This is a genomic window from Bacteroides sp. AM44-19, from assembly GCF_003603395.1.
Lineage (GTDB): Bacteria > Bacteroidota > Bacteroidia > Bacteroidales > Bacteroidaceae > Bacteroides > Bacteroides uniformis.
Genome location: NZ_QTNB01000028.1, coordinates 1 through 20,325 on the forward strand (window position 1 = coordinate 1; position 20,325 = coordinate 20,325).

Sequence of the window (20,325 nt, forward strand, 5' to 3'; positions counted from 1 at the left end):
GCTAAAAGTTTATTCTTCAATTGGTTAAGTCAAATCGATAAAAATCTAAAATAGTAAATAACCTTATGTTAAGAATTGCAGTACAAGCTAAGGGTCGTCTGTATGACGAGACCATGTCGTTTTTGGGAGAATCGGATATAAAGTTGAGTGCCATGAAGCGCTCGTTGTTGGTGCAGTCGTCAAACTTTCCTCTTGAAGTGTTGTTTCTGAGGGATGACGACATTCCGCAGTCTGTGGCTACTGGGGTGGCTGATATAGGCATTGTGGGTGAGAATGAATTTGTTGAGAAGAATGAGGATGCGGAGATAATCAAGCGTCTGGGATTCAGCAAATGCCGTCTGTCTCTTGCCATGCCGAAGGATATTGAGTATCCGGGGGTGAAGTGGTTTCACGGAAAGAAGATTGCGACATCTTATCCGGGTATCCTTTCCGGCTTTTTGAAAGAGAATGGGGTGAATGCGGAGATACACGTCATTACGGGGTCGGTAGAAGTGGCGCCGGGCATCGGTCTGGCAGATGCTATTTTCGATATTGTAAGTTCCGGTTCTACGCTGGTGAGCAACCGTTTGAAGGAAGTGGAGGTTGTGATGAAGTCCGAAGCGCTACTGATTGGCAACAAGAACATGAGCGAGGAAAAGCAAGAGATATTGAGGGAGCTGTTGTTCCGTATGGATGCCGTGAAGACAGCCGAAGATAAGAAATATGTGCTGATGAATGCCCCGAAAGAGAAACTGGATGAGATTGTCTCTGTACTTCCGGGCATGAAGAGCCCCACGGTAATGCCTTTGGCACAAGAAGGCTGGTGCTCGGTACATACGGTGCTCGACGAGAAGTGTTTCTGGGAGATTATCGGAAAGCTGAAAGCGCTGGGGGCAGAAGGCATTCTGGTGCTGCCGATTGAGAAAATGATAATTTAAAGCCTCGAGGATGTGTCAAAAGTATATAAACGCTTTCTTTATGTTACGACATTAGGTACGAATTACGCGAAATAGCGCGGAATCGGTAAAATGAATCCGTGAAATCCGCGTAATCAGCGCCTAATAGAAAGTCTTCAGAGAGTTTTGACACACCTCCAATAATATCATGGTTTATGCATAAATCTTTAAAAACATGTCATTATGATATTGATTAGTAATCCCGATAAATCCCAGTGGCAAGAGATTCTGAAACGTCCGGTGATGAATACGGAGAATCTGTTTGATACGGTGCGGAGTGTTATTGACCGTGTGAAGGAGGAGGGAGACCGTGCTGTGCTGGATTATGAAGAAAAATTTGATAAAGTGGTGTTGGCCTCGCTGGCAGTGTCGGAAGAGGAACAGCAGGAAGCGGAAAACCTGGTGAGTGAAGACTTGAAAGCAGCTATTCGCCTGGCAAAGCAGAACATCGAGACTTTCCACGCCGCACAACGCTTTGAGGGCAAGAAAGTGCAGACTCAGCCGGGGGTGACCTGCTGGCAGAAAGCGGTTGCCATAGAAAAGGTGGGATTGTATATCCCCGGAGGAACGGCTCCGCTGTTTTCTACGGTACTGATGCTGGCCGTTCCCGCCAGGATTGCCGGATGCAAGGAGATTGTTCTCTGCACCCCTCCGGGACGTGACGGAAAGGTACATCCCGCTGTGCTGTTTGCCGCAAAAGTGGCAGGTGTCAACCGGATTTTCAAAGCTGGCGGCATACAAGCCATTGCCGCTATGGCATACGGAACGGAAAGTGTGCCTAAGGTTTACAAGATATTCGGTCCGGGAAATCAGTATGTCACGGCTGCCAAACAGCTTGTGAGCTTGCGTGATGTGGCGATAGATATGCCGGCAGGACCTTCGGAAGTAGAAGTTTTGGCTGACGAAACAGCTAATCCGATTTTTGTCGCCGCCGACTTGTTGAGCCAGGCAGAACACGGAGTGGACAGTCAGGCTATATTAATTACGACCTCTGTCGAATTGCAACAAGCTGTAAAGGTGGAAGTGGAACGCCAACTGGCCTTACTGCCACGTAAAGAGATTGCCGAAAAGTCTCTTGCCAATAGCAAACTGATTGTAGTGGACAGCATGGCAGAAGCCATTGAATTGACCAACGCGTATGCTCCCGAACATCTTATCATAGAAACCGAGGATTATCTTTCCGTGGCAGAACGTATCGTGAATGCCGGTTCCGTATTCCTGGGTTCTCTTACTCCGGAGAGTGCGGGAGATTATGCTTCGGGCACAAACCATACCCTGCCGACAAACGGCTATGCTAAAGCATACAGCGGTGTCAGCCTCGACAGCTTTATCCGCAAGATAACTTTTCAGGAGATAAAGCCGGAAGGATTAAATATCATCGGCCCTGCCATCGAGCTGATGGCTGCCAATGAACAGCTGGATGCGCATAAGAATGCTGTGAGTGTGAGACTGGGGCAGTTGGAAAATGGAAATGGAAAGTTGAAAATTGAGAGCTGATGGCTTAAAGTAATTTTAATCGTAAATTGTCAAATCATAAATAACATGGTGAAAACATTACAAGAACTTACCCGTCCGAATATCTGGCGTCTGAAGCCTTATTCTTCAGCACGTGATGAATATAATGGTGCTGCGGCATCCGTTTTTCTCGATGCAAACGAGAATCCTTATAACATGCCGCACAACCGTTATCCCGACCCCATGCAGCGGGAGCTAAAGACAGAATTGTCTAGAATTAAAAAGGTGAGTCCCGATTCCATCTTTTTAGGGAATGGCAGTGATGAAGCTATCGATTTGGTGTTCCGTGCTTTTTGTGAACCCCGTGTGGACAATGTAGTGGCCATCGACCCTACCTACGGCATGTATCAAGTCTGTGCTGACGTTAATGATGTGGAGTACCGTAAAGTGCTGCTCGATGAGGATTTCCAGTTCTCTGCCGACAAGCTTCTGGCTGCTGCGGATGAGCATACCAAACTGATTTTTATCTGCTCTCCCAACAATCCTACCGGCAATGACCTGCTCCGTAGCGAAATTGAAACGCTGATTCGCCGGTTTGATGGGTTGGTGATACTGGACGAGGCATACAATGACTTCTCCGAGGCACCTTCCTTCCTTGAAAATTTGAATCAATATCCGAATCTCATTGTACTGCAAACCTTTTCCAAAGCATGGGGATGTGCTGCCATCCGTCTGGGTATGGCATTTGCCTCACCGGATATTATCGGCATCCTCAGTAAGATAAAATATCCCTATAACGTGAACCTGCTGACACAGAAGCAGGCAGTGGAAATGCTTCACCGCTATTATGAAATAGAACGTTGGGTAAAGACACTGAAAGAAGAACGGGAGAATCTGGAAGCCGAGTTCGCCGCACTGCCATGTACGGTGAAGATGTTCCCTTCCCATGCCAATTTCTTCCTAGCTCGTGTGACGGATGCCGTGAAGATTTACAATTATCTGGTAGGCAAGGGTATCATTGTCCGCAACCGTAATTCCGTGTCACTCTGCGGAAATTGCCTGCGAGTGACGGTAGGAACGAGAGGGGAGAATGAAAAATTGATTGAAGCGCTGAAGGAATATATGTAGAAGGAGTTAAAGGGAGTTAGAGGCCGATACTGCTGTTTTATATAAGTAATGCTTATGCAAAGAACTATCGGCCTCTAACTCCTTCTAACTCCCGATAACTCCCTTTATTCCCTCAAAAAAATATCCTTTAAAATGAAGAAACTACTTTTTATAGACCGTGACGGGACTTTAGTCATTGAGCCGCCCATTGATTATCAGCTGGACTCCCTGGAGAAGCTGGAGTTCTATCCGAAAGTGATGCGCAATCTTGGCTTCATCCGCAGCAAGCTGGATTTTGATTTTGTAATGGTGACCAATCAGGATGGGCTCGGCACAACTTCCTTTCCGGAAGAGACCTTTTGGCCGGCACACAACCTGATGATGAAGACATTGGAAGGCGAAGGCATCACCTTCGACGACATCTGCATAGACCGCAGCATGCCCGACGACAATGCACCGACTCGCAAGCCGCGTACCGGAATGCTTGCCAAATACCTCGATAACCCGGACTACGATTTGTCCCACAGTTTCGTCATTGGCGACCGGCCTACGGATGTGGAACTGGCAAAGAATCTGGGCTGCCGCGCCATTCTTCTGCAAGATGACACGGCGTCATTGAAACCCGTTTCCGAAGGTGGCGGTGCCGCTTGTGACGGACTTGAAGATTACTGCGCCCTCGCCACCAGGGATTGGGATAAGGTTGCCGAATTCCTCTTTGCCGGTGAGCGTACGGCGGAAGTACGTCGCACTACCAAGGAGACAGATATATACGTATCCTTGAATCTGGATGGTGACGGGCATTGTGACATCGCGACCGGACTGGGCTTCTTCGACCACATGCTGGAGCAGATAGGCAAGCACGGCGGCATGGACCTCACCATCCGTGTGAAAGGCGACCTCGAAGTGGACGAGCACCACACCATCGAGGATACCGCTCTTGCTCTGGGCGACTGCCTTTATCAGGCCTTAGGAAGCAAGCGCGGCATCGAACGCTACGGCTATGCCCTTCCTATGGACGATTGTCTCTGCCAGGTGTGCCTCGACTTCGGCGGTCGCCCGTGGTTGGTATGGGATGCCGGGTTCAAGCGCGAGAAGATAGGCGACATGCCTACGGAAATGTTCCTGCACTTCTTCAAGTCCTTGAGTGATGCCGCCCGGATGAATCTTAATGTAAAAGCCGAAGGGCAGAACGAACATCATAAGATAGAAGGCATCTTCAAGGCGCTGGCACGTGCGCTGAAGATGGCGGTGAAAAGGGATATTTATCACTTTGAACTGCCAAGCTCGAAAGGAGTGTTGTAGAATCGTATAGACAACTGCTGCAAAGTTACTGCATACCTTTTGCAGTGTTGCTGCAAAGCAGTTGCAGTGACGCTGCAAGGCTTTTGCAGAGCCACTGCAGATGTATTGCAGAGCTACTGCAGATGTATTGCAGAGTTTTGCAGTTGTATATCTCTGATTAATAGATAAGTAGTGTTATGTCACATTTAGCCCCTTTGATAGCTGATTTAGCTCTGATATTGATTTGTGCGGGGATTATGACCCTGCTTTTTAAGAAATTGAAGCAACCGCTGGTGTTAGGATATGTAGTTGCAGGATTCCTTGCCAGCCCTCACATGGCCTATACACCGTCGGTGATGGACACGGCTAATATACAGACCTGGGCGGATATAGGCGTTATCTTCCTGCTGTTTGCACTGGGATTGGAATTCAGCTTCAAGAAGATTGTGAAGGTGGGAGGCGCGGCGATTATTGCTGCGTGTACCATCATCTTTTGTATGATATTGTTGGGAGTGGCGGTAGGTACCGGGTTCGGCTGGCAACGGATGGACTGTATCTTCCTGGGCGGTATGATTGCCATGTCGTCCACTACCATTATCTATAAGGCGTTTGATGATTTGGGGATGCGCAAGAAACAGTTCACGGGGCTGGTGCTCAGTGTGCTTATCCTGGAGGATATTCTTGCCATCGTATTGATGGTGATGCTCTCCACGATGGCAGTCAGCCATAACTTCGAGGGTACGGAGATGCTGGGGAGCATTGCCAAACTGCTGTTCTTCTTGATACTTTGGTTCGTGGTGGGGATATACCTCATCCCCGGATTGCTGAAGCGGTGCCGGAAGCTGATGAGCGAGGAAACCTTGCTGATAGTCTCTCTCGGACTCTGTTTCGGTATGGTGGTGATGGCCGCGCACACGGGTTTCTCGGCTGCTTTCGGCGCGTTCATCATGGGCTCCATTCTTGCCGAGACGGTAGAGGCGGAGAGCATAGAGCGCCTGGTGAAGCCGGTCAAGGACTTGTTCGGCGCCATCTTCTTCGTATCGGTCGGCATGATGGTAGACCCGGCCATGATTGTGGAGTATGCGGGACCTATTGTCGTGATTACTCTGGCGGTCATCCTCGGACAATCCCTTTTCGGAACGCTGGGCGTGCTGCTGGCAGGGCAACCGCTGAAGACGGCTATGCAATGCGGTTTCAGTCTGACGCAAATCGGTGAGTTTGCCTTTATTATAGCTTCGCTGGGCGTGTCGCTGCATGTCACCAGCCATTTCTTGTATCCTATTGTGGTGGCGGTGTCTGTCATCACTACCTTCCTTACTCCTTATATGATTCGTTTGGCAGGCCCCGCTTCCAATCTTGTGGATACGCATTTGCCGGAAAAATGGAGAAAGTTCTTGACCCGCTATGCTTCAGGTTCGCAGACCATGAACCACGAGAGTCTGTGGAAGAAACTGATATTTGCGCTGGTCAGGATTACGGTGGTGTATTCCATCATTTGCGTGGCGGTGATAGCTTTGGCGTTCCGTTTTCTGGTGCCTTTCGTGCACGACAGTCTGCCCGGGGTATGGGGCTCTCTGTTGGCTGCCTTTATCATCATTCTGTGTATAGCTCCGTTCCTGCGTGCCATCATGATTAAAAAGAACCACTCGGAAGAGTTCGTGACTTTATGGAAGGATAACCGTGGAAACCGGGCACCGTTGGTGGCCACCATTGTACTGCGTCTGCTGCTGGGCGTTTCGTTCGTCATGTTCGTAATAGCCGGTTTGTTCAAGATGTCCGTCGGTCTGGTGTTTGGAGTGGCGGTGCTGCTGGTGACCCTGATGATACTCTCCCGCCAGTTGAAGAAGCAGTCCATCATGATAGAGAGGACATTCTTCCAGAATCTGCGGTACCGCGACATGCGTGCCGAGTATATGGGAGAGAAGAAACCGGAGTATGCGGGACGTCTGCTGTCGCGCGACCTGCACCTGACGGATTTTGAAATCCCCGGCGAGTCGGCATGGGTGGGCAGGACATTGGCGGAGCTGAATTTTGGAAAGAAATACGGTATCCATGTGGTCTCTATCCTTCGGGGCAAGAAACGGATTAATATTCCCGGAGCGTCTGTCCGCCTTTTCCCGCAGGACAAGATACAAGTAATTGCCACGGATGAGGAATTGAACATCTTCGGCCAGGAGATGGATAAGGTGTCTGCCATGAATGCGGATGTGATAGAGAAGAGTGAGATGATTCTACGCCAGTTCTGTGTGGACGGGCAGTCCCCTTTCCTGAACAAGACCCTGAAAGAAGCAGGGATACGCGAGAAATATCACTGCCTGATTGCCGGTGTGGAGCGGGGAGGGGAGACCTTGCATGCTCCCGACCCGCATGAACCTTTTGTGGAGGGAGATGTGGTATGGATTGTAGGCGAGAGTGCCGATGTGTACAAGCTGGTCGGCTGGAAATGTGAAGGTTTCGACATGGGGTAAGGTCTACCCCATGAACGCTAATCAGAGTTTGTTCAGTATTTTGTCCATTACCCAGTTGGTCAGAGTGGCGCTTTCGCCGTCACAGCCGCAGACTGACTTGCCCAGCAGGTGGTCTACCACTGCCTGTATAAGCGGTTGTTGGACGTAGGTGGGATTTTCGACAATGATTTCCTCACGCCCTCTTTCTGTGTGCAGCGCAATGGGGTCATAGGTGAATACGGAGAAACAAATCATGCCTTTGTCTCCAATGATTTCTATACGGTCTTCGCGGGCGGATTCGTGGGCGACAAAACACCAGGAGCCGCTGCCTACTAGTCCGCTGTCAAACTGGAAACATGCGCTTAGAGTGTCTTCGGCAGGATATAGTCTGCCACGGTTGCTCTTGTAGCCGCTGGCTTCGAGGATACATCCGAAGATTTCCTGCAGCAAGTCTATCTGGTGGGGCGCAAGGTCATAGAAGTATCCTCCGCCAGCAATGTCCGGTTGCACGCGCCACGGTAGGTTTTCCTTGTTATGGTCGAGGTCGCGGGGAGGCTGGGCGAAGCGGATTTGAATGTTGATGACATTGCCAATATGTCCCTCCTCTACCAGTGACTTTACCTTCAGGAAGTAGGGCAGATAGCGGCGGTAATACGCGACAAAACATGGAACACCCGTTTCTTGGGAAATGCGGTTGATGCGGCAGCACTCTTCGTAGGTAACGGCCATCGGCTTCTCTATGTAGACCGGTTTACCTGCCTTCATGGACATGATGGCGTACGTAGCATGTGAAGAAGGAGGAGTGGCAATGTACACGGCGTTCACCTCTTCGTCGTCAATCAGCTCCTGGGCATCGTCGTACCATTTAGGAATCCCTCTTTCCTTGGCGTAGGTCTTGGCCTTGTCACCATTTCGGCTCATGACGGCCACTACTTCGGAGTTCTCTATTTTCTGGAATGCCGGTCCGCTTTTGTATTTGGTCACTTCTCCGCAACCGATGAATCCCCATTTAATTATTCTCTCGCTCATAATCTTTCCCTTATTTTACTCTTCCTCAAAATCGAATTCAAAGTCGAAATCATCCAGAAATTCCGGTTCTGTAAATTCTTCCAGACTCCGGCGGTCTTTTTTCGTTGGCCGTCCGGTACCTTTGGCACGGTTGACGAAACCGCTGACACGGCTCATCTCCAGCAGTTCATACTGTTCCGGAGTCGTTACATTCTCCATCATTTCGGCCACTAACTTTGCGCCGACACGCTTTTCGATGGGCTGCAGAACTTTGAAGGAATAGGTGACGGGGGGCTTGCGCACCTGGATGACGTCTCCCGGTTTCACTGTACGGGCAGCCTTTGCCAGTGCGCCATTGATGCTGATGCGTCCTTTTTTGCAGGCTTCGGCGGCTATGGTACGTGTCTTGAAGATGCGTACGGCCCACATCCATTTGTCAATTCTGGCTTCGTTCATTTCTTGTTATATTGATTCATGGTGATATCTATTCCCGCCAGACAGAAACTTTTGATGATTTCTCCGGCTGTTTCCAATCTCTCGCCCATTGTTTTCCAATCTTCATCGGTAAAATGTCCCAGCACATAGTCAATCTGCCCACCACGGGGAAAGTCATTGCCGATGCCGAAACGCAGGCGTGCATAATTCTGGGTGCCCAGCGTTGATGCAATATGCTTAAGGCCGTTATGTCCCGCATCGCTTCCCTTACCTTTCAGGCGCAGTGTGCCGAAAGGCAGTGCCAGGTCATCTACCACTACCAACACATTCTCCAATGGAATGTTTTCTTTTTGCATCCAGTAGCGCACGGCGTTGCCGCTGAGATTCATAAAGGTGGAAGGCTTCAGCAGTAACAGTTGGCGTCCCTTGACTGACAGTGTTGTGGTGAAACCATAACGTCCGTCGGTAAAAGTGGCACCCGCTGCTTTGGCCAGAGCATCTACTGCCATGAATCCGATGTTATGGCGGGTTTCGTGATATTCGGGGCCGATATTGCCCAATCCTACAATTAAATATTTCATAGTCAGTGCTTCCTGTTTATGAGGGTGTTAAAACTAGTATTCACCACAGATTACACAGATTAACACAGAATGAATTTAATGTACCGATAATCAAAGATGTCTATCTGTGCAAATCTGTGTAATCTGTGGTGAATTATACACTCTCGTGAGCCGTAAAAAGAACGCGGATTATCGCAACTTTCCGCGGAAATCAGTATGAAATCTGCGTTGGCTGCGTTAATCCGCGTTCCCGAATATTTAGTCTTTCTTGAAAAGAATCGATTAGTTGCCTGCAGCAGCAGCGGCACCTCTTGCAGCACGAGTCAGCTTAACGGCGCATACAACAGCTTCTTTGGCATTCAGCAATTCCAATCCTTCATATTGCAATTCGCCAACTTTAACAGTCTTACCAAGTCCCAAGTGGGCAACGTTGATAATCAGTCTTTCAGGAATTACGTTATACAAAGCTCTTACTTTCAGCTTACGCATCTGGAGTACCAGCTTACCACCGGCCTTAACACCTTCTGCCAAACCTTCCATCTGTACCGGAACTTCCATAACGATAGGCTTAGCCTCGTCAATTTGATAGAAGTCAACGTGCAGGATAGTATCCTTTACGGGGTGGAATTGGATATCTTTCATGATAGCGTTTACTTTCTTGCCATCAATCACCAAGTCAACTACGTAGATGTGCGGAGTGTAAACCAAGTTACGCAGACCCTCTGCAGGTACAGTGAAGTGAACATTTTCACCTGCACCATAAAGTACGCAAGGTACACCGTTGTTTTTACGAATAGCTTTCAAAGCTCTTGCTTGTTCCGAAGAACGTTCTGCAATAGTTCTTGCAGTTCCTTTTACTTCAATTGATTTCATTTTAAAAATTTTTGTGTTACTCTAAATTAAGTAAATTTTTTGCTTAATTCACCATCACACGATGTGGCTTGCCACACGATGTTGCAAAAAAGCGGTGCAAAAGTACAGCTTCTTTTTGAATTATCAAAAGGTTATAACTTAAAATTCAATGTCTATCTTGATTTCTCCTTCCAATGAAGACGCTTTTTCCTCTTTCGGCAGTTCTTCTTTTCCCGTTTCGGGACTTTCAGCCTCTTCGTCAGTGGTATGTCTTGTATAGCAGCCTTGCTGTTCCTGGATGAAGCCGATGGCTTGCTGAAGTCCGTTCATGAACTTTTCAAAATCCTCTTTGTATAGAAAGATTTTGTGCTTTTCGAAACTTACCTGCGAGTCGTCTCCTTCGCCCATCACAATCTTCTTGCTTTCCGTGATGGCGAGAAACATTTCGTCTTTTCTGTTTTTCTTGACGTCTAAATAGTAGATGCGCTTACCTGCTTTGATGGATTGGGAGAATACAATCTCCTTGTCATTCATGTCCGCTGCGTTTTTCTTCTTAAAGTCTTCCATATTATAATAGGTCTCAATTTTGATATTATCACCTTAAAACTCGTATCTCGTAGCTTTTAGCTCTTTATCGGGCTCAAAATTGACGATTTTTTTTAAACTGTCAAAAGAAAAAGACCGGATAATCAATATCTGCATTAAAAAATGTGATTTATTTATGTAAACTCATTAAAAATGCCTACTTTTGCGCCTTGTTAAAACACTAGTATTTACTTTAGAATTATGATCAACAGAGTTCTTATTCGTCTTAAGATTATACAGATTGTATATGCTTATTATCAGAATGGCAGTAAAAATTTAGACTCAGCGGAGAAAGAATTGTTCTTTAGCCTTTCAAAGGCATACGACCTCTACAACTACCTGCTGATGCTGATGATAGCTTTGACGAACTACGCACAAAAACGTATTGATGCGGCAAAAGCTAAGCTGGCTCCCACTGCCGAGGAGCTGTATCCCAACATGAAATTTGTGGAAAACAAGTTCATAGCCCAGTTGGAAGTGAACAAACAATTGACGGAATTCATTGCCAACCAAAAGCGCACGTGGGCCAATGATGAAGACTTTGTCAAGGGATTGTATGAGAAAATTGTGGAATCAGATATATATAAGGAATATATGGCTTCTTCGGACAATTCTTACGAATACGACCGTGAATTGTGGAGAAAGCTGTATAAGACTTTTGTCTTCAACAACGAAGCCTTGGACAATGTGCTCGAAGACCAGAGCCTCTACTGGAATGACGACAAGGAGATTGTGGATACTTTCGTACTGAAAACCATCAAGCGCTTTGAAGAGAAGAATGGTGCCAATCAGGAACTTCTACCAGAGTTCAAGGATGAGGAAGACCAGGAATTTGCACGCCGTTTGTTCCGCCGTGCCATCTTGAACTGTGACTATTACCGTCACCTCATCAGCGAGAATACGCGTAATTGGGACTTGGACCGTGTAGCCTTTATGGATGTTGTAATCATGCAGTGTGCCTTGGCCGAAATATTAAGTTTCCCGAACATTCCGGTGAGTGTTTCGTTGAACGAATATGTCGATATTGCCAAAGTTTACAGCACGGCCAAAAGTGGCAGCTTCGTGAACGGTACATTGGATGGAATAGTTAATCAATTAAAAAAAGAAGGTAAGTTAACGAAAAACTAATACCTTTGTTTAATAATAGAAACCAAAACTGAGTATTTATGAACTTAATGACTGTATTCTTCCTGCAGGCTCCCGCTGCAGGCCCTGCCGGTGGTGGTAGCATGATGTGGATTATGCTGATAGCCATGTTCGTTATTATGTATTTCTTTATGATTCGTCCTCAAAACAAGAAGCAAAAGGAAATAGCAAACTTCCGTAAATCGCTTCAAGTGAATCAGAAAGTAATCACAGCTGGTGGTATCCATGGTGTTATCAAGGAAATCAACGACAATGATGTGGTGCTTGAAATCGCTTCTAACGTTAAGATTCGTATAGACAAGAATTCTATTTTTGCTGCAGCTGCTGATGCGAACAGCAGTCAGGCATCTAAATAATAGAAATGTGAGCCTATGTTTGAACGTAGGAACATACAACGTACATATCTGAAGATATCAAGAGAAGTGAAGGACTTTCTGCTTAGCGATAAAAGCAGGGAGTTCTTCATTTTTTTGTTTTTTTTCTTTGTAGCCGGTGGCTTCTGGCTCTTGCAGACCTTGAACAACGACTATGAGGCGGACTTTTCTATACCGGTGCGGCTGAAGGGAGTGCCCAATAATGTGGTGATTACCTCTGAACCTGCTTCAGAACTCCGTATCAAGGTAAAGGATAAGGGAACGGTACTGCTCAACTATATGTTGGGAAAGAGCTTTTATCCCGTTATTCTCGATTATGCCGATTATAAGGGCGTGGATAATCAAGTAAGGATATATCCCTCGCAGTTTGAAAAGAAAGTGCTGAACCAGCTGAATGCCTCTACCCGCCTGCTTTCCATGAAGCCGGATACATTGGAGTACATCTATTCGACGGGAGCCTCCAAACTGGTGCCGGTGAAGCTGCGCGGCACGCTGAGTGCCGGACGTGAGTATTATCTTTCGGATACGATATTCAGTCCCGATTCCGTATTGGTGTATGCGCCGCAAGGCGTGCTGGATACGATTGCTGTTGCCTATACGCAACCGGTGAAGCTGGAAGATATATCGGATACCTTGAGGCAGCAAGTCCCCCTGCGTATCCAGAAAGGTGTGAAGTTTGTGCCTTCTTCCATTGAGATGATGCTTCCGGTGGATATTTATACGGAAAAGACAGTGGAGGTGCCGTTGCGTGGCGTTAACTTTCCTGCCGACAAGGTGCTGCGCGCTTTCCCTTCCAAGGTGCAGGTCACGTTTCAGGTTGGTCTGAGTCATTTCAGGCAGATTAACGCTGATGATTTTCATATTTACGTGTCCTATGAGGAACTGCTCCGTCTGGGTTCCGACAAGTATACGGTAAAGATTAAGAATCTGCCGAAAGGGGTGAGCCAGGTACGCTTCAATCCGGCACAAGTGGATTTTCTGATAGAGCAAGTTTCTCCTGATTATGGCGATTAAGATAGGTATAACCGGTGGTATCGGTAGCGGAAAGAGTACGGTATCCCGGCTGCTGGAGGTATTGGGTGTTCCCGTCTATATCTCGGATTTGGAAACGAAGAGGTTGATGGTTTCCGACTCATTTATCCGCGAGGAACTGTCAGCTTTGCTTGGTGCGGAAGTGTATGCCGGTGGCACGCTGAACAAGCCTTTGTTGGCGTCTTATCTTTTCGGCAGTCCGGAGCATGCCAAAGAAATCAACTGTATTGTGCATCCTCGTGTAAAGGAGGATTTCAGGCGGTGGACACAATGCCGCACCGCTTTTCCCATTGTCGGTATAGAATCGGCCATTCTGGTCGAAGCGGGGTTTGCGGGTGAAGTGGATGCTATTGTTATGGTCTATGCGCCCGAAGAGGTGCGCATTTTACGTGCCGTCCGGCGGGATGCTTCCTCGCGCGAATTGATAGAAAAGCGTATCCGTAGCCAGATGAATGACGAAGAAAAGCGTAAATATGCAGATTTTGTCATTGTAAATGATGGCGAAACCCCATTGATTCCGCAAGTTTTAGAGCTAATCGGTTCGCTATCTGAAAAAATGCACTATCTGTTACGCAAATAGGCATCTCCTTAACAATAAAAATAAGCAAGCTTATTTTGTATTGTCTTCGGCTTACATTATCTTTGCCCCCCGAAAAAAATAACTACTAATCATCAAAACAGAATATATTATGTTGAAGACTATTTTGTCCATTTCCGGTAAACCGGGATTGTATAAGCTTGTTTCTCAGGGAAAAAATATGTTGATTGTAGAGTCGCTTGCAGACAAGAAACGTTTCCCTGCCTATGGTAATGAGAAGATTACTTCTTTGGGCGATATCGCCATGTATACAGATACGGAAGATGTTCCTTTGAAGGAAGTGTTTCTTTCCATGAAGAAAAAGGAAAATGGTGCTGCCGTAGTGCTGGATTTGAAGAAAGCTACTGCTGACGACTTGCGTGCTTACCTGGCAGAGGTATTGCCTACCTTCGATCGCGACCGCGTATATCCGTCCGACATCAAGAAATTGATTGTTTGGTATAATTTGCTGGTGGCAAGCGGTATGACGGATTTTGAAGAAACTCCTGCGGCAGAAACGAAGGAGGAAAGCAAGGCCGAGTAATCGGAGAAGGATTGAAATACAAAATAAAAGAGGCGATTCTCAATAGTCGGGAATCGCCTCTTTTATTGGGGGATACGGATTGCTTTTAATTTCTGAAAACCAGTCCGTCGTCAGTGGTATTGGCATCCACTGTAATAGGCTTGCTGCGGTCTACTTCCTGAGCCAGCAGCTTCTTCGACAAGTCGTTCAGCAAATAGTGCTGGATGGCACGTTTCACCGGACGGGCGCCGAATTCAGGGTCATACCCTGCATTGGCAAGGAAGTCTATGGCGGCATTTGTCAGAACAAGTTCCACACCGTTACCGGAAAGCATCTTCTGCACACTCTTGATTTGGAGCACCACAATTTGCTTGATTTCGGGCTCTGTCAGTGGCAGGAACATGATGGTCTCGTCGATACGGTTCAGGAATTCCGGGCGGATGGTCTTTTTCAGCATATTCATCACTTCCTTCTTGGTTTCCTCTACGATTTGCTCCTTATTGCTACTGTTTAGTTTCTCCATCTGGCTTTGGATATAGCCGCTGCCCATGTTGGAGGTCATGATGATAATCGTATTCTTGAAGTTGACCGTACGCCCTTTGTTGTCCGTCAGACGTCCGTCATCCAGCACTTGCAGCAAGATGTTGAATACGTCCGGATGCGCTTTCTCGATTTCGTCGAATAGGACGACAGAATACGGTTTCCGCCTTACGGCTTCTGTCAGTTGTCCACCTTCATCGTAGCCCACATATCCCGGAGGCGCTCCTACCAGACGGGAAACGCTGTGTTTCTCCTGATACTCGCTCATGTCGATACGGGTCATCATCGTCTCGTCGTCAAAGAGGAACTCCGCCAGCGCCTTTGCCAATTCCGTCTTACCTACACCGGTGGTTCCCAGGAAAAGGAATGAGCCGATAGGACGTTTCGGGTCTTGCAGTCCGGCACGGCTGCGTCGTACGGCATCGGATACGGCCTCGATGGCTTCGTCCTGCCCGATAACCCGCTGGTGCAGTTCCGCCTCCAGATGCAACAGTTTGTCCTTTTCGCTTTGCAGCATCTTGCTTACCGGTATGCCGGTCCAGCGGGATACTACGTCGGCGATGTCTTCAGCGTCCACTTCCTCTTTAATCATGGCCTTGTCGCCCTGCATCTCGTGCAGTTTTTGCTGCGTTTCTTCAATCTCCTGGTTCAGCGCTTGCAGTTTGCCGTAGCGTATTTCGGCCACCCGGCCATAGTCGCCTTCCCGTTCAGCCTTGTCGGCCTCGAACTTCAGGTTCTCTATTTCCACCTTATTCTGCTGGATTTTGTTGACAAGGGTCTTTTCACTTTGCCATTTCGCCTTGTACGAGTTTTCCTGCTCCTTCAGCTCGGCAAGTTCTTTGCCGATTTGTTCCAGCTTGGGCTTGTCGTTTTCGCGCTTGATGGCTTCACGTTCAATCTCCAGCTGCTTTATCTTACGCGAAATCTCGTCCAGCTCTTCCGGTACGGAATCGACCTCCATACGCAGCTTGGCGGCGGCTTCGTCCATCAGGTCGATAGCCTTGTCCGGCAAGAAACGGTCGGTGATGTAACGGTTGCTCAACTCTACGGCGGCGATGATGGCATCGTCCTTAATCCGTACGTGGTGATGGTTCTCATAACGTTCCTTCAGACCACGCAGAATGGAGATGGTGCTCAGCGTGTCCGGTTCGTTCACCATGACAATCTGGAAGCGGCGCTCCAACGCTTTGTCCTTTTCGAAATACTTCTGATATTCATCGAGGGTAGTGGCCCCGATGCTCCTCAGTTCACCGCGTGCCAAGGCGGGTTTCAAGATGTTGGCGGCATCCATGGCACCTTCGCCCTTGCCGGCACCCACCAAGGTATGGATTTCATCAATGAAGAGGATAATGTCTCCTTCCGACTTCTTCACTTCGTTGATAACGGCCTTCAGACGTTCTTCAAATTCGCCTTTGTACTTGGCGCCGGCCACCAGTGCACCCATATCCAGGGAGTAGACTTGTTTGTTCTTCAAGTTCTCGGGGACGTCTCCACGCAAGATACGGTGGGCAAGTCCCTCTACGATGGCCGTTTTACCGGTACCCGGTTCACCGATAAGAATCGGGTTGTTCTTGGTACGCCGGCTCAGAATCTGCAGGACACGCCGTATCTCTTCGTCACGGCCGATGACGGGATCCAGTTTGCCGCTGCGGGCTGCTTCGTTCAGATTGATGGCATACTTTTCCAATGACTGGTAAGTGTCTTCGCTGGATTGTGAAGTTACTTTTTCTCCTTTTCGCAGTTCGTTGATGGCTTCCCGCAGTTCGCGTTCCGTCATCCCGGCATCTTTCAGAATGGTGGATGCAGTGCTTTTCACATTCAGCAAAGCCAGCAGTACCGGTTCCAGGGAGACGAATTCATCACCCATTTCCTTGGAATATTGGGTGGCCTTCTGGAACACTTCGTTCGTTTCACGGCTCAGGTATGGCTCTCCGCCGGATACCTTGGGCAGAGAATCAATTTGCTTGTCCAGTACAAGTGCTATCTGCTGACCGTTCATGCCCAGCTTCTGGAAGATGAAGTTGGTGACATTTTCACCCACTTTCATCACGCTTTGAAGCACATGCACGGGCTCGATGGCTTGCTGTCCACGGCTTTGTACCAGGTTCACAGCCTCCTGCACCGCTTCTTGCGCTTTAATGGTAAAGTTGTTAAAGTTCATATTTTGTTCTCCTTTCTATTTTATCAGTTTCATAACACTTGGGAAGGCGCAAAAGATTTGCCATTGGCACATTTCGGACAAATTGTCTGCATATAAAATATGTAAAATGACAAATTGTCTGTAAATCAGTCGTTTTGTTTCTTTCTACTTCTTTAGATAAGAAGTTGGAGCAAAGTTCCTTTTCGTATTAAACTCTATTGGTTAAAGAGAAGGGCAAATAAGGATGTCATGCATGAGATGTGCATCTCATGTAGTACGAGGTGTACATCTCATGTAGTACGAGATGCACATCTTATGTAGTGAGGGCCTATATGTTTTAGTAGCTAACTCGCTCTAAATTGGACTTTGATTGAAAATCAAGAAGTTGGGCGTTTGCCTATATTATATAGGTAACAATATGGAAACGAGCGGACTTCTGCTCGTTTCTGTATTTTGCAATATGCAAAGAACGCCTCAATTCGGGGACAAAGATACGATATTTTTCTAAATATCCAATGATTTACAAGAGGAATTTTATGGAAATTAGAACTTTTGCGTAAAATCTGATGCTTACCAACACAATATGCATCCAAAAACAAACAGCAGGTATTCGGATATAGTTTATCCGAATACCTGTTGCCATAACGTTTTATTGCTGACGATGATTCTGACATCGGCTTTCATGTACTGTTGCAATATTGGGGTATTTTGTCCCTGTGTGCTCACAGTGGCTGTAGCCATAAAATAGTTGCCATCTTCCCTATGTATGAGTTTGGCATTATGGCTTATGATGTTGCAGTTATAAGATGCATTGTCGTTGCCCTCGAAAGAAACATGAGCTGTCCTTGGCTCATCGAAAAGATGCAAATACTAAAAAAAATCTTAAAACATTCTTTATCCCCGATTAAATATCGTACCTTTGCAACCGAAAGAGTTCTTTGAATGGTTATGCAAATCACAGCAGGATGCTACATTCTGTATATTTCTAATTCGTAACCTCTTCTTTTTATGAGATAAAAACTTATCTCATTCTCAATTACTTATAAAAAATAAGTACTTTCGATGAAAAAACTCTTCAATATTTAGACTTACTGACATAGGGCTGTCATAGAAGACGCTATCTTTGTATCAAAAAGTATTATACTTAATATTATAGAATATGAAAAGATTATTTTTATGCTCATCATTTGCTGATGTTGCTAATCTATTTGTCGATTGTGCCAAAGAAGATTTGCAAGGGAAAATTATAGCTTTTATACCAACTGCAAGCCTTACAGAACCAATACGATTCTATGTAAAAAAGGGGAAAAAGGCTTTAGAAGAAGCAGGAATGATTGTTGAAGAAGTCGAGATTACCCAACTGCCCAAAGAGGAAATATCTTCAATATTACATAAATGCGATTATATCTACATAACAGGTGGAAATACATTTTTCCTTTTGCAAGAGTTAAAAAGAAAAGGTGTTGATAAAATTATATCTAAACAAGTGAAATTGGGTAAACTGTATATTGGGGAATCTGCCGGAGCAATAATAGCCTCTCCCGATGCAGAATATATGAGAAGTGTGAATTTTGATCCAATAGAAAAGGCTCCTGAATTGAAAGACTGTACTTCTTTAGATTTGGTCGATTTTTATACGATTCCCCATTATGGAAATTTTCCATTCAAGAAAAAAGGTGAAAAGATAGTTCAACTATATAATGAGAAGTTGCAGCTTATTCCTATAAGTAATAAACAAGCTGTTATTATTGAAGATTCAAATATTCAAATTAAAGATGCAAAATGAATAGAATAGACCGTATTTCTGCTATATTGATTCAGTTACAATCGCACTCGTTAGTGAAAGCACAGCAAATTTCAGAACGTTTTGTAGCATAGACGAGATGCCAAGAAAGCATATCAAAGCAGAATGCAGCAACTAGAACGGTTGGCAATTCGTTACCTCAAAATCGGACAATCCTCCCAATGTCCTTATTATAAAGGGATAAAGATTATATTCCAAAATTACACTAAATAAATGAGAGGGGAATGTATTAAGTTTATTTCCCTCTCATTTAGTTTAGTTAGTTTCCAGAAACTTTATTTTGAGCTTTTCATAGCACGTTTTATGCGATTTGATTCTTGCAAAAGCTTATTGGCTATACTATCTTTATAAGTAGCCATTTCAACCATTTCATGATGATGGCGAATAGAATCCTCGTAGGCAGCAACACAATTTCTTACATCATCTATAACTTTCTCATCTCGGCAAACTGAAAAATGCTTTTCGATGTAACTAACATTCGGGTCATCGGATGGAAGCACCATCTTCAATGCCCTATACTTCAAATCAGCCTCCTCCCAATCTTGATGCGCTCGCCATTGGTTGAGGTTGCCCCAAATGGAGATAACAAGAGATAGGACCAAGCCTCCGATGAAAAGAAGAACATACTTTGAAGTAGGCTCAAAGCGATGGGTTACAACTTTCTTTTGAGGTGAATTGTTCATCACTTCAAGTTTGTCTTGCAATGCCTTCGAGGAAACATCATTCTCTTGTCTCATCTGCTTGACAGCATCAACCAAGAGCTTGCTTCGCTGCTCATTTTTGCCGAGTTCAGCCTTGATAAGGTCAACAAAAACAACAATGGCATCTCTTAATTTGGATATTTTACCTCTGACTTCCTCTTCCTTGCCAAACATAGCAATGATTGATTTCTCCAACTTGGTTGTGTCATTACTTGCAGGAACGGTTTCCGCTCCTGCGTACTTTGGTGAAGCAGAAAGTTCATCGACTTTCTGCTCCAATCTCTCAACTGTGCCGTAGATGGCTTCCAATAGTTCTTCTTTCATCTTTCTTTTGTTGTTTGAATGGTTTGTAACTTGCATCAAAGGCTAAAGCCCTTTCTGCGTTTCTTCTTTTTCTTCTTGGCTGATTCATCCTCTGGGAAAGACTCAAAGGTCTGAGCGTTGGCAGGAGCAAAAAGTCCTATGGAAGAAATACCGTCCCAAGGGTCTTGACTGCTCTCCGATATGGATGACTCCTGGTTGTTCTTGTGATTGCCTTGCTCGTATTGCTGAGCAGATTTGGCTCTTGCTGATAAAAGGTTCTCCTTTCCCTCTAATCTCGCATTCAGTTTGCCAAAGCTATAGTCTCGGCTAATCTGCGTACCCTTGAAGCTATATCCATCCTTGCAGAAACGGATGCCTTGAACCTTGGTTCGCTCCTTATCCTTATAGACAAACTCTAAGTGAACACCTCGTTTTGCAAGTTCACTTTTGAACTCGTCCCAGCTATCTTGTAGCTAACACTTGAAAAGGGACCCGGGTAGCATTTGAAACGTGTACCACC

The 20,325-nt window shown here is 46.2% G+C and carries 18 protein-coding genes; 11 read left to right on the top strand and 7 right to left on the bottom strand.

Annotated features, from left to right (window positions below; genetic code table 11):
* Positions 1–65: 65 nt before the first annotated feature.
* The 5 genes from hisG to DW947_RS20060 all read left to right on the top strand — a co-directional run bounded on the left by hisG (position 66) and on the right by DW947_RS20060 (position 7,246).
* Positions 66–917 carry an ATP phosphoribosyltransferase gene (gene hisG / locus DW947_RS20040; RefSeq protein ID WP_044467625.1) on the top strand — a complete coding sequence of 284 codons (852 nt, stop codon included), beginning with the start codon at positions 66–68 and terminating at the stop codon, positions 915–917.
* 201 nt (positions 918–1,118) lie between these two features.
* A complete protein-coding gene (gene hisD / locus DW947_RS20045; RefSeq protein WP_044467624.1) occupies positions 1,119–2,432 on the top strand; it encodes a histidinol dehydrogenase in 1,314 nt (437 codons plus the stop codon).
* 45 nt (positions 2,433–2,477) lie between these two features.
* Positions 2,478–3,518 carry a histidinol-phosphate transaminase gene (gene hisC / locus DW947_RS20050; protein ID WP_044467623.1) on the top strand — a complete coding sequence of 347 codons (1,041 nt, stop codon included), beginning with the start codon at positions 2,478–2,480 and terminating at the stop codon, positions 3,516–3,518.
* 132 nt (positions 3,519–3,650) lie between these two features.
* Positions 3,651–4,799, top strand: a complete 1,149-nt coding sequence (gene hisB, locus DW947_RS20055) for a bifunctional histidinol-phosphatase/imidazoleglycerol-phosphate dehydratase HisB (RefSeq protein ID WP_057281685.1) — start codon at positions 3,651–3,653, stop codon at positions 4,797–4,799.
* Positions 4,800–4,975: 176 nt separating this feature from the next.
* Positions 4,976–7,246 carry a cation:proton antiporter gene (locus DW947_RS20060; protein ID WP_117963716.1) on the top strand — a complete coding sequence of 757 codons (2,271 nt, stop codon included), beginning with the start codon at positions 4,976–4,978 and terminating at the stop codon, positions 7,244–7,246.
* A 21-nt stretch (positions 7,247–7,267) separates the two neighbouring features.
* Here DW947_RS20060 and DW947_RS20065 read toward each other — a convergent pair whose 3' ends face one another.
* From DW947_RS20065 to DW947_RS20085, 5 genes are all read right to left on the bottom strand, one after another.
* Positions 7,268–8,254, bottom strand: a complete 987-nt coding sequence (locus tag DW947_RS20065) for a Gfo/Idh/MocA family protein (protein WP_005831805.1) — start codon at positions 8,252–8,254, stop codon at positions 7,268–7,270.
* Positions 8,255–8,269: 15 nt separating this feature from the next.
* Positions 8,270–8,689, bottom strand: coding sequence for an RNA-binding S4 domain-containing protein (locus DW947_RS20070; RefSeq protein ID WP_005831803.1), 420 nt, complete (start codon positions 8,687–8,689; stop codon positions 8,270–8,272).
* Positions 8,686–9,249, bottom strand: coding sequence for an aminoacyl-tRNA hydrolase (gene pth, locus DW947_RS20075; RefSeq protein WP_005831801.1), 564 nt, complete (start codon positions 9,247–9,249; stop codon positions 8,686–8,688). Before pth ends, DW947_RS20070 begins: the two co-directional genes overlap by 4 nt.
* 261 nt (positions 9,250–9,510) lie before the next feature.
* The gene (locus DW947_RS20080; protein WP_005831799.1) at positions 9,511–10,101 is read right to left on the bottom strand and encodes a 50S ribosomal protein L25/general stress protein Ctc; all 591 of its coding nucleotides are present in this window, start codon (positions 10,099–10,101) and stop codon (positions 9,511–9,513) included.
* A 138-nt stretch (positions 10,102–10,239) separates the two neighbouring features.
* Positions 10,240–10,647: a PUR family DNA/RNA-binding protein gene (locus tag DW947_RS20085; RefSeq protein ID WP_005831798.1), complete on the bottom strand. Its 408-nt coding sequence runs from the start codon at positions 10,645–10,647 to the stop codon at positions 10,240–10,242.
* 219 nt (positions 10,648–10,866) lie between these two features.
* Here DW947_RS20085 and nusB point away from each other — a divergent pair, with 219 nt between their 5' ends.
* From nusB to DW947_RS20110, 5 genes are all read left to right on the top strand, one after another.
* A complete protein-coding gene (nusB, locus tag DW947_RS20090) occupies positions 10,867–11,793 on the top strand; it encodes a transcription antitermination factor NusB (RefSeq protein ID WP_005831796.1) in 927 nt (308 codons plus the stop codon).
* A 38-nt stretch (positions 11,794–11,831) separates the two neighbouring features.
* Complete coding sequence (yajC, locus tag DW947_RS20095; RefSeq protein WP_005831794.1) at positions 11,832–12,167, top strand: preprotein translocase subunit YajC; 336 nt, start codon at positions 11,832–11,834, stop codon at positions 12,165–12,167.
* A gap of 15 nt (positions 12,168–12,182) precedes the next feature.
* Positions 12,183–13,199 (top strand): YbbR-like domain-containing protein, encoded by a 1,017-nt coding sequence (locus DW947_RS20100; protein ID WP_005831792.1) that lies wholly within the window; start codon positions 12,183–12,185, stop codon positions 13,197–13,199.
* Complete coding sequence (coaE, locus tag DW947_RS20105; protein WP_005831790.1) at positions 13,189–13,797, top strand: dephospho-CoA kinase; 609 nt, start codon at positions 13,189–13,191, stop codon at positions 13,795–13,797. The genes DW947_RS20100 and coaE overlap by 11 nt, the downstream gene beginning before the upstream one ends.
* A gap of 109 nt (positions 13,798–13,906) precedes the next feature.
* On the top strand, positions 13,907–14,338 hold the full coding sequence (locus tag DW947_RS20110) for a DUF5606 domain-containing protein (protein WP_117963715.1): 432 nt from the start codon (positions 13,907–13,909) through the stop codon (positions 14,336–14,338).
* 85 nt (positions 14,339–14,423) lie between these two features.
* On the opposite strand, the gene clpB is transcribed toward DW947_RS20110, so the two are convergent.
* On the bottom strand, positions 14,424–17,018 hold the full coding sequence (gene clpB, locus DW947_RS20115; protein ID WP_005832699.1) for an ATP-dependent chaperone ClpB: 2,595 nt from the start codon (positions 17,016–17,018) through the stop codon (positions 14,424–14,426).
* A 1,138-nt stretch (positions 17,019–18,156) separates the two neighbouring features.
* Between clpB and DW947_RS20125 the strand changes: the two genes are divergently transcribed.
* Positions 18,157–18,783: a Type 1 glutamine amidotransferase-like domain-containing protein gene (locus tag DW947_RS20125; RefSeq protein WP_004315354.1), complete on the top strand. Its 627-nt coding sequence runs from the start codon at positions 18,157–18,159 to the stop codon at positions 18,781–18,783.
* 293 nt (positions 18,784–19,076) lie between these two features.
* Here DW947_RS20125 and DW947_RS20130 read toward each other — a convergent pair whose 3' ends face one another.
* The gene (locus tag DW947_RS20130; protein WP_119958613.1) at positions 19,077–19,826 is read right to left on the bottom strand and encodes a hypothetical protein; all 750 of its coding nucleotides are present in this window, start codon (positions 19,824–19,826) and stop codon (positions 19,077–19,079) included.
* Positions 19,827–20,325 lie beyond the last annotated feature (499 nt).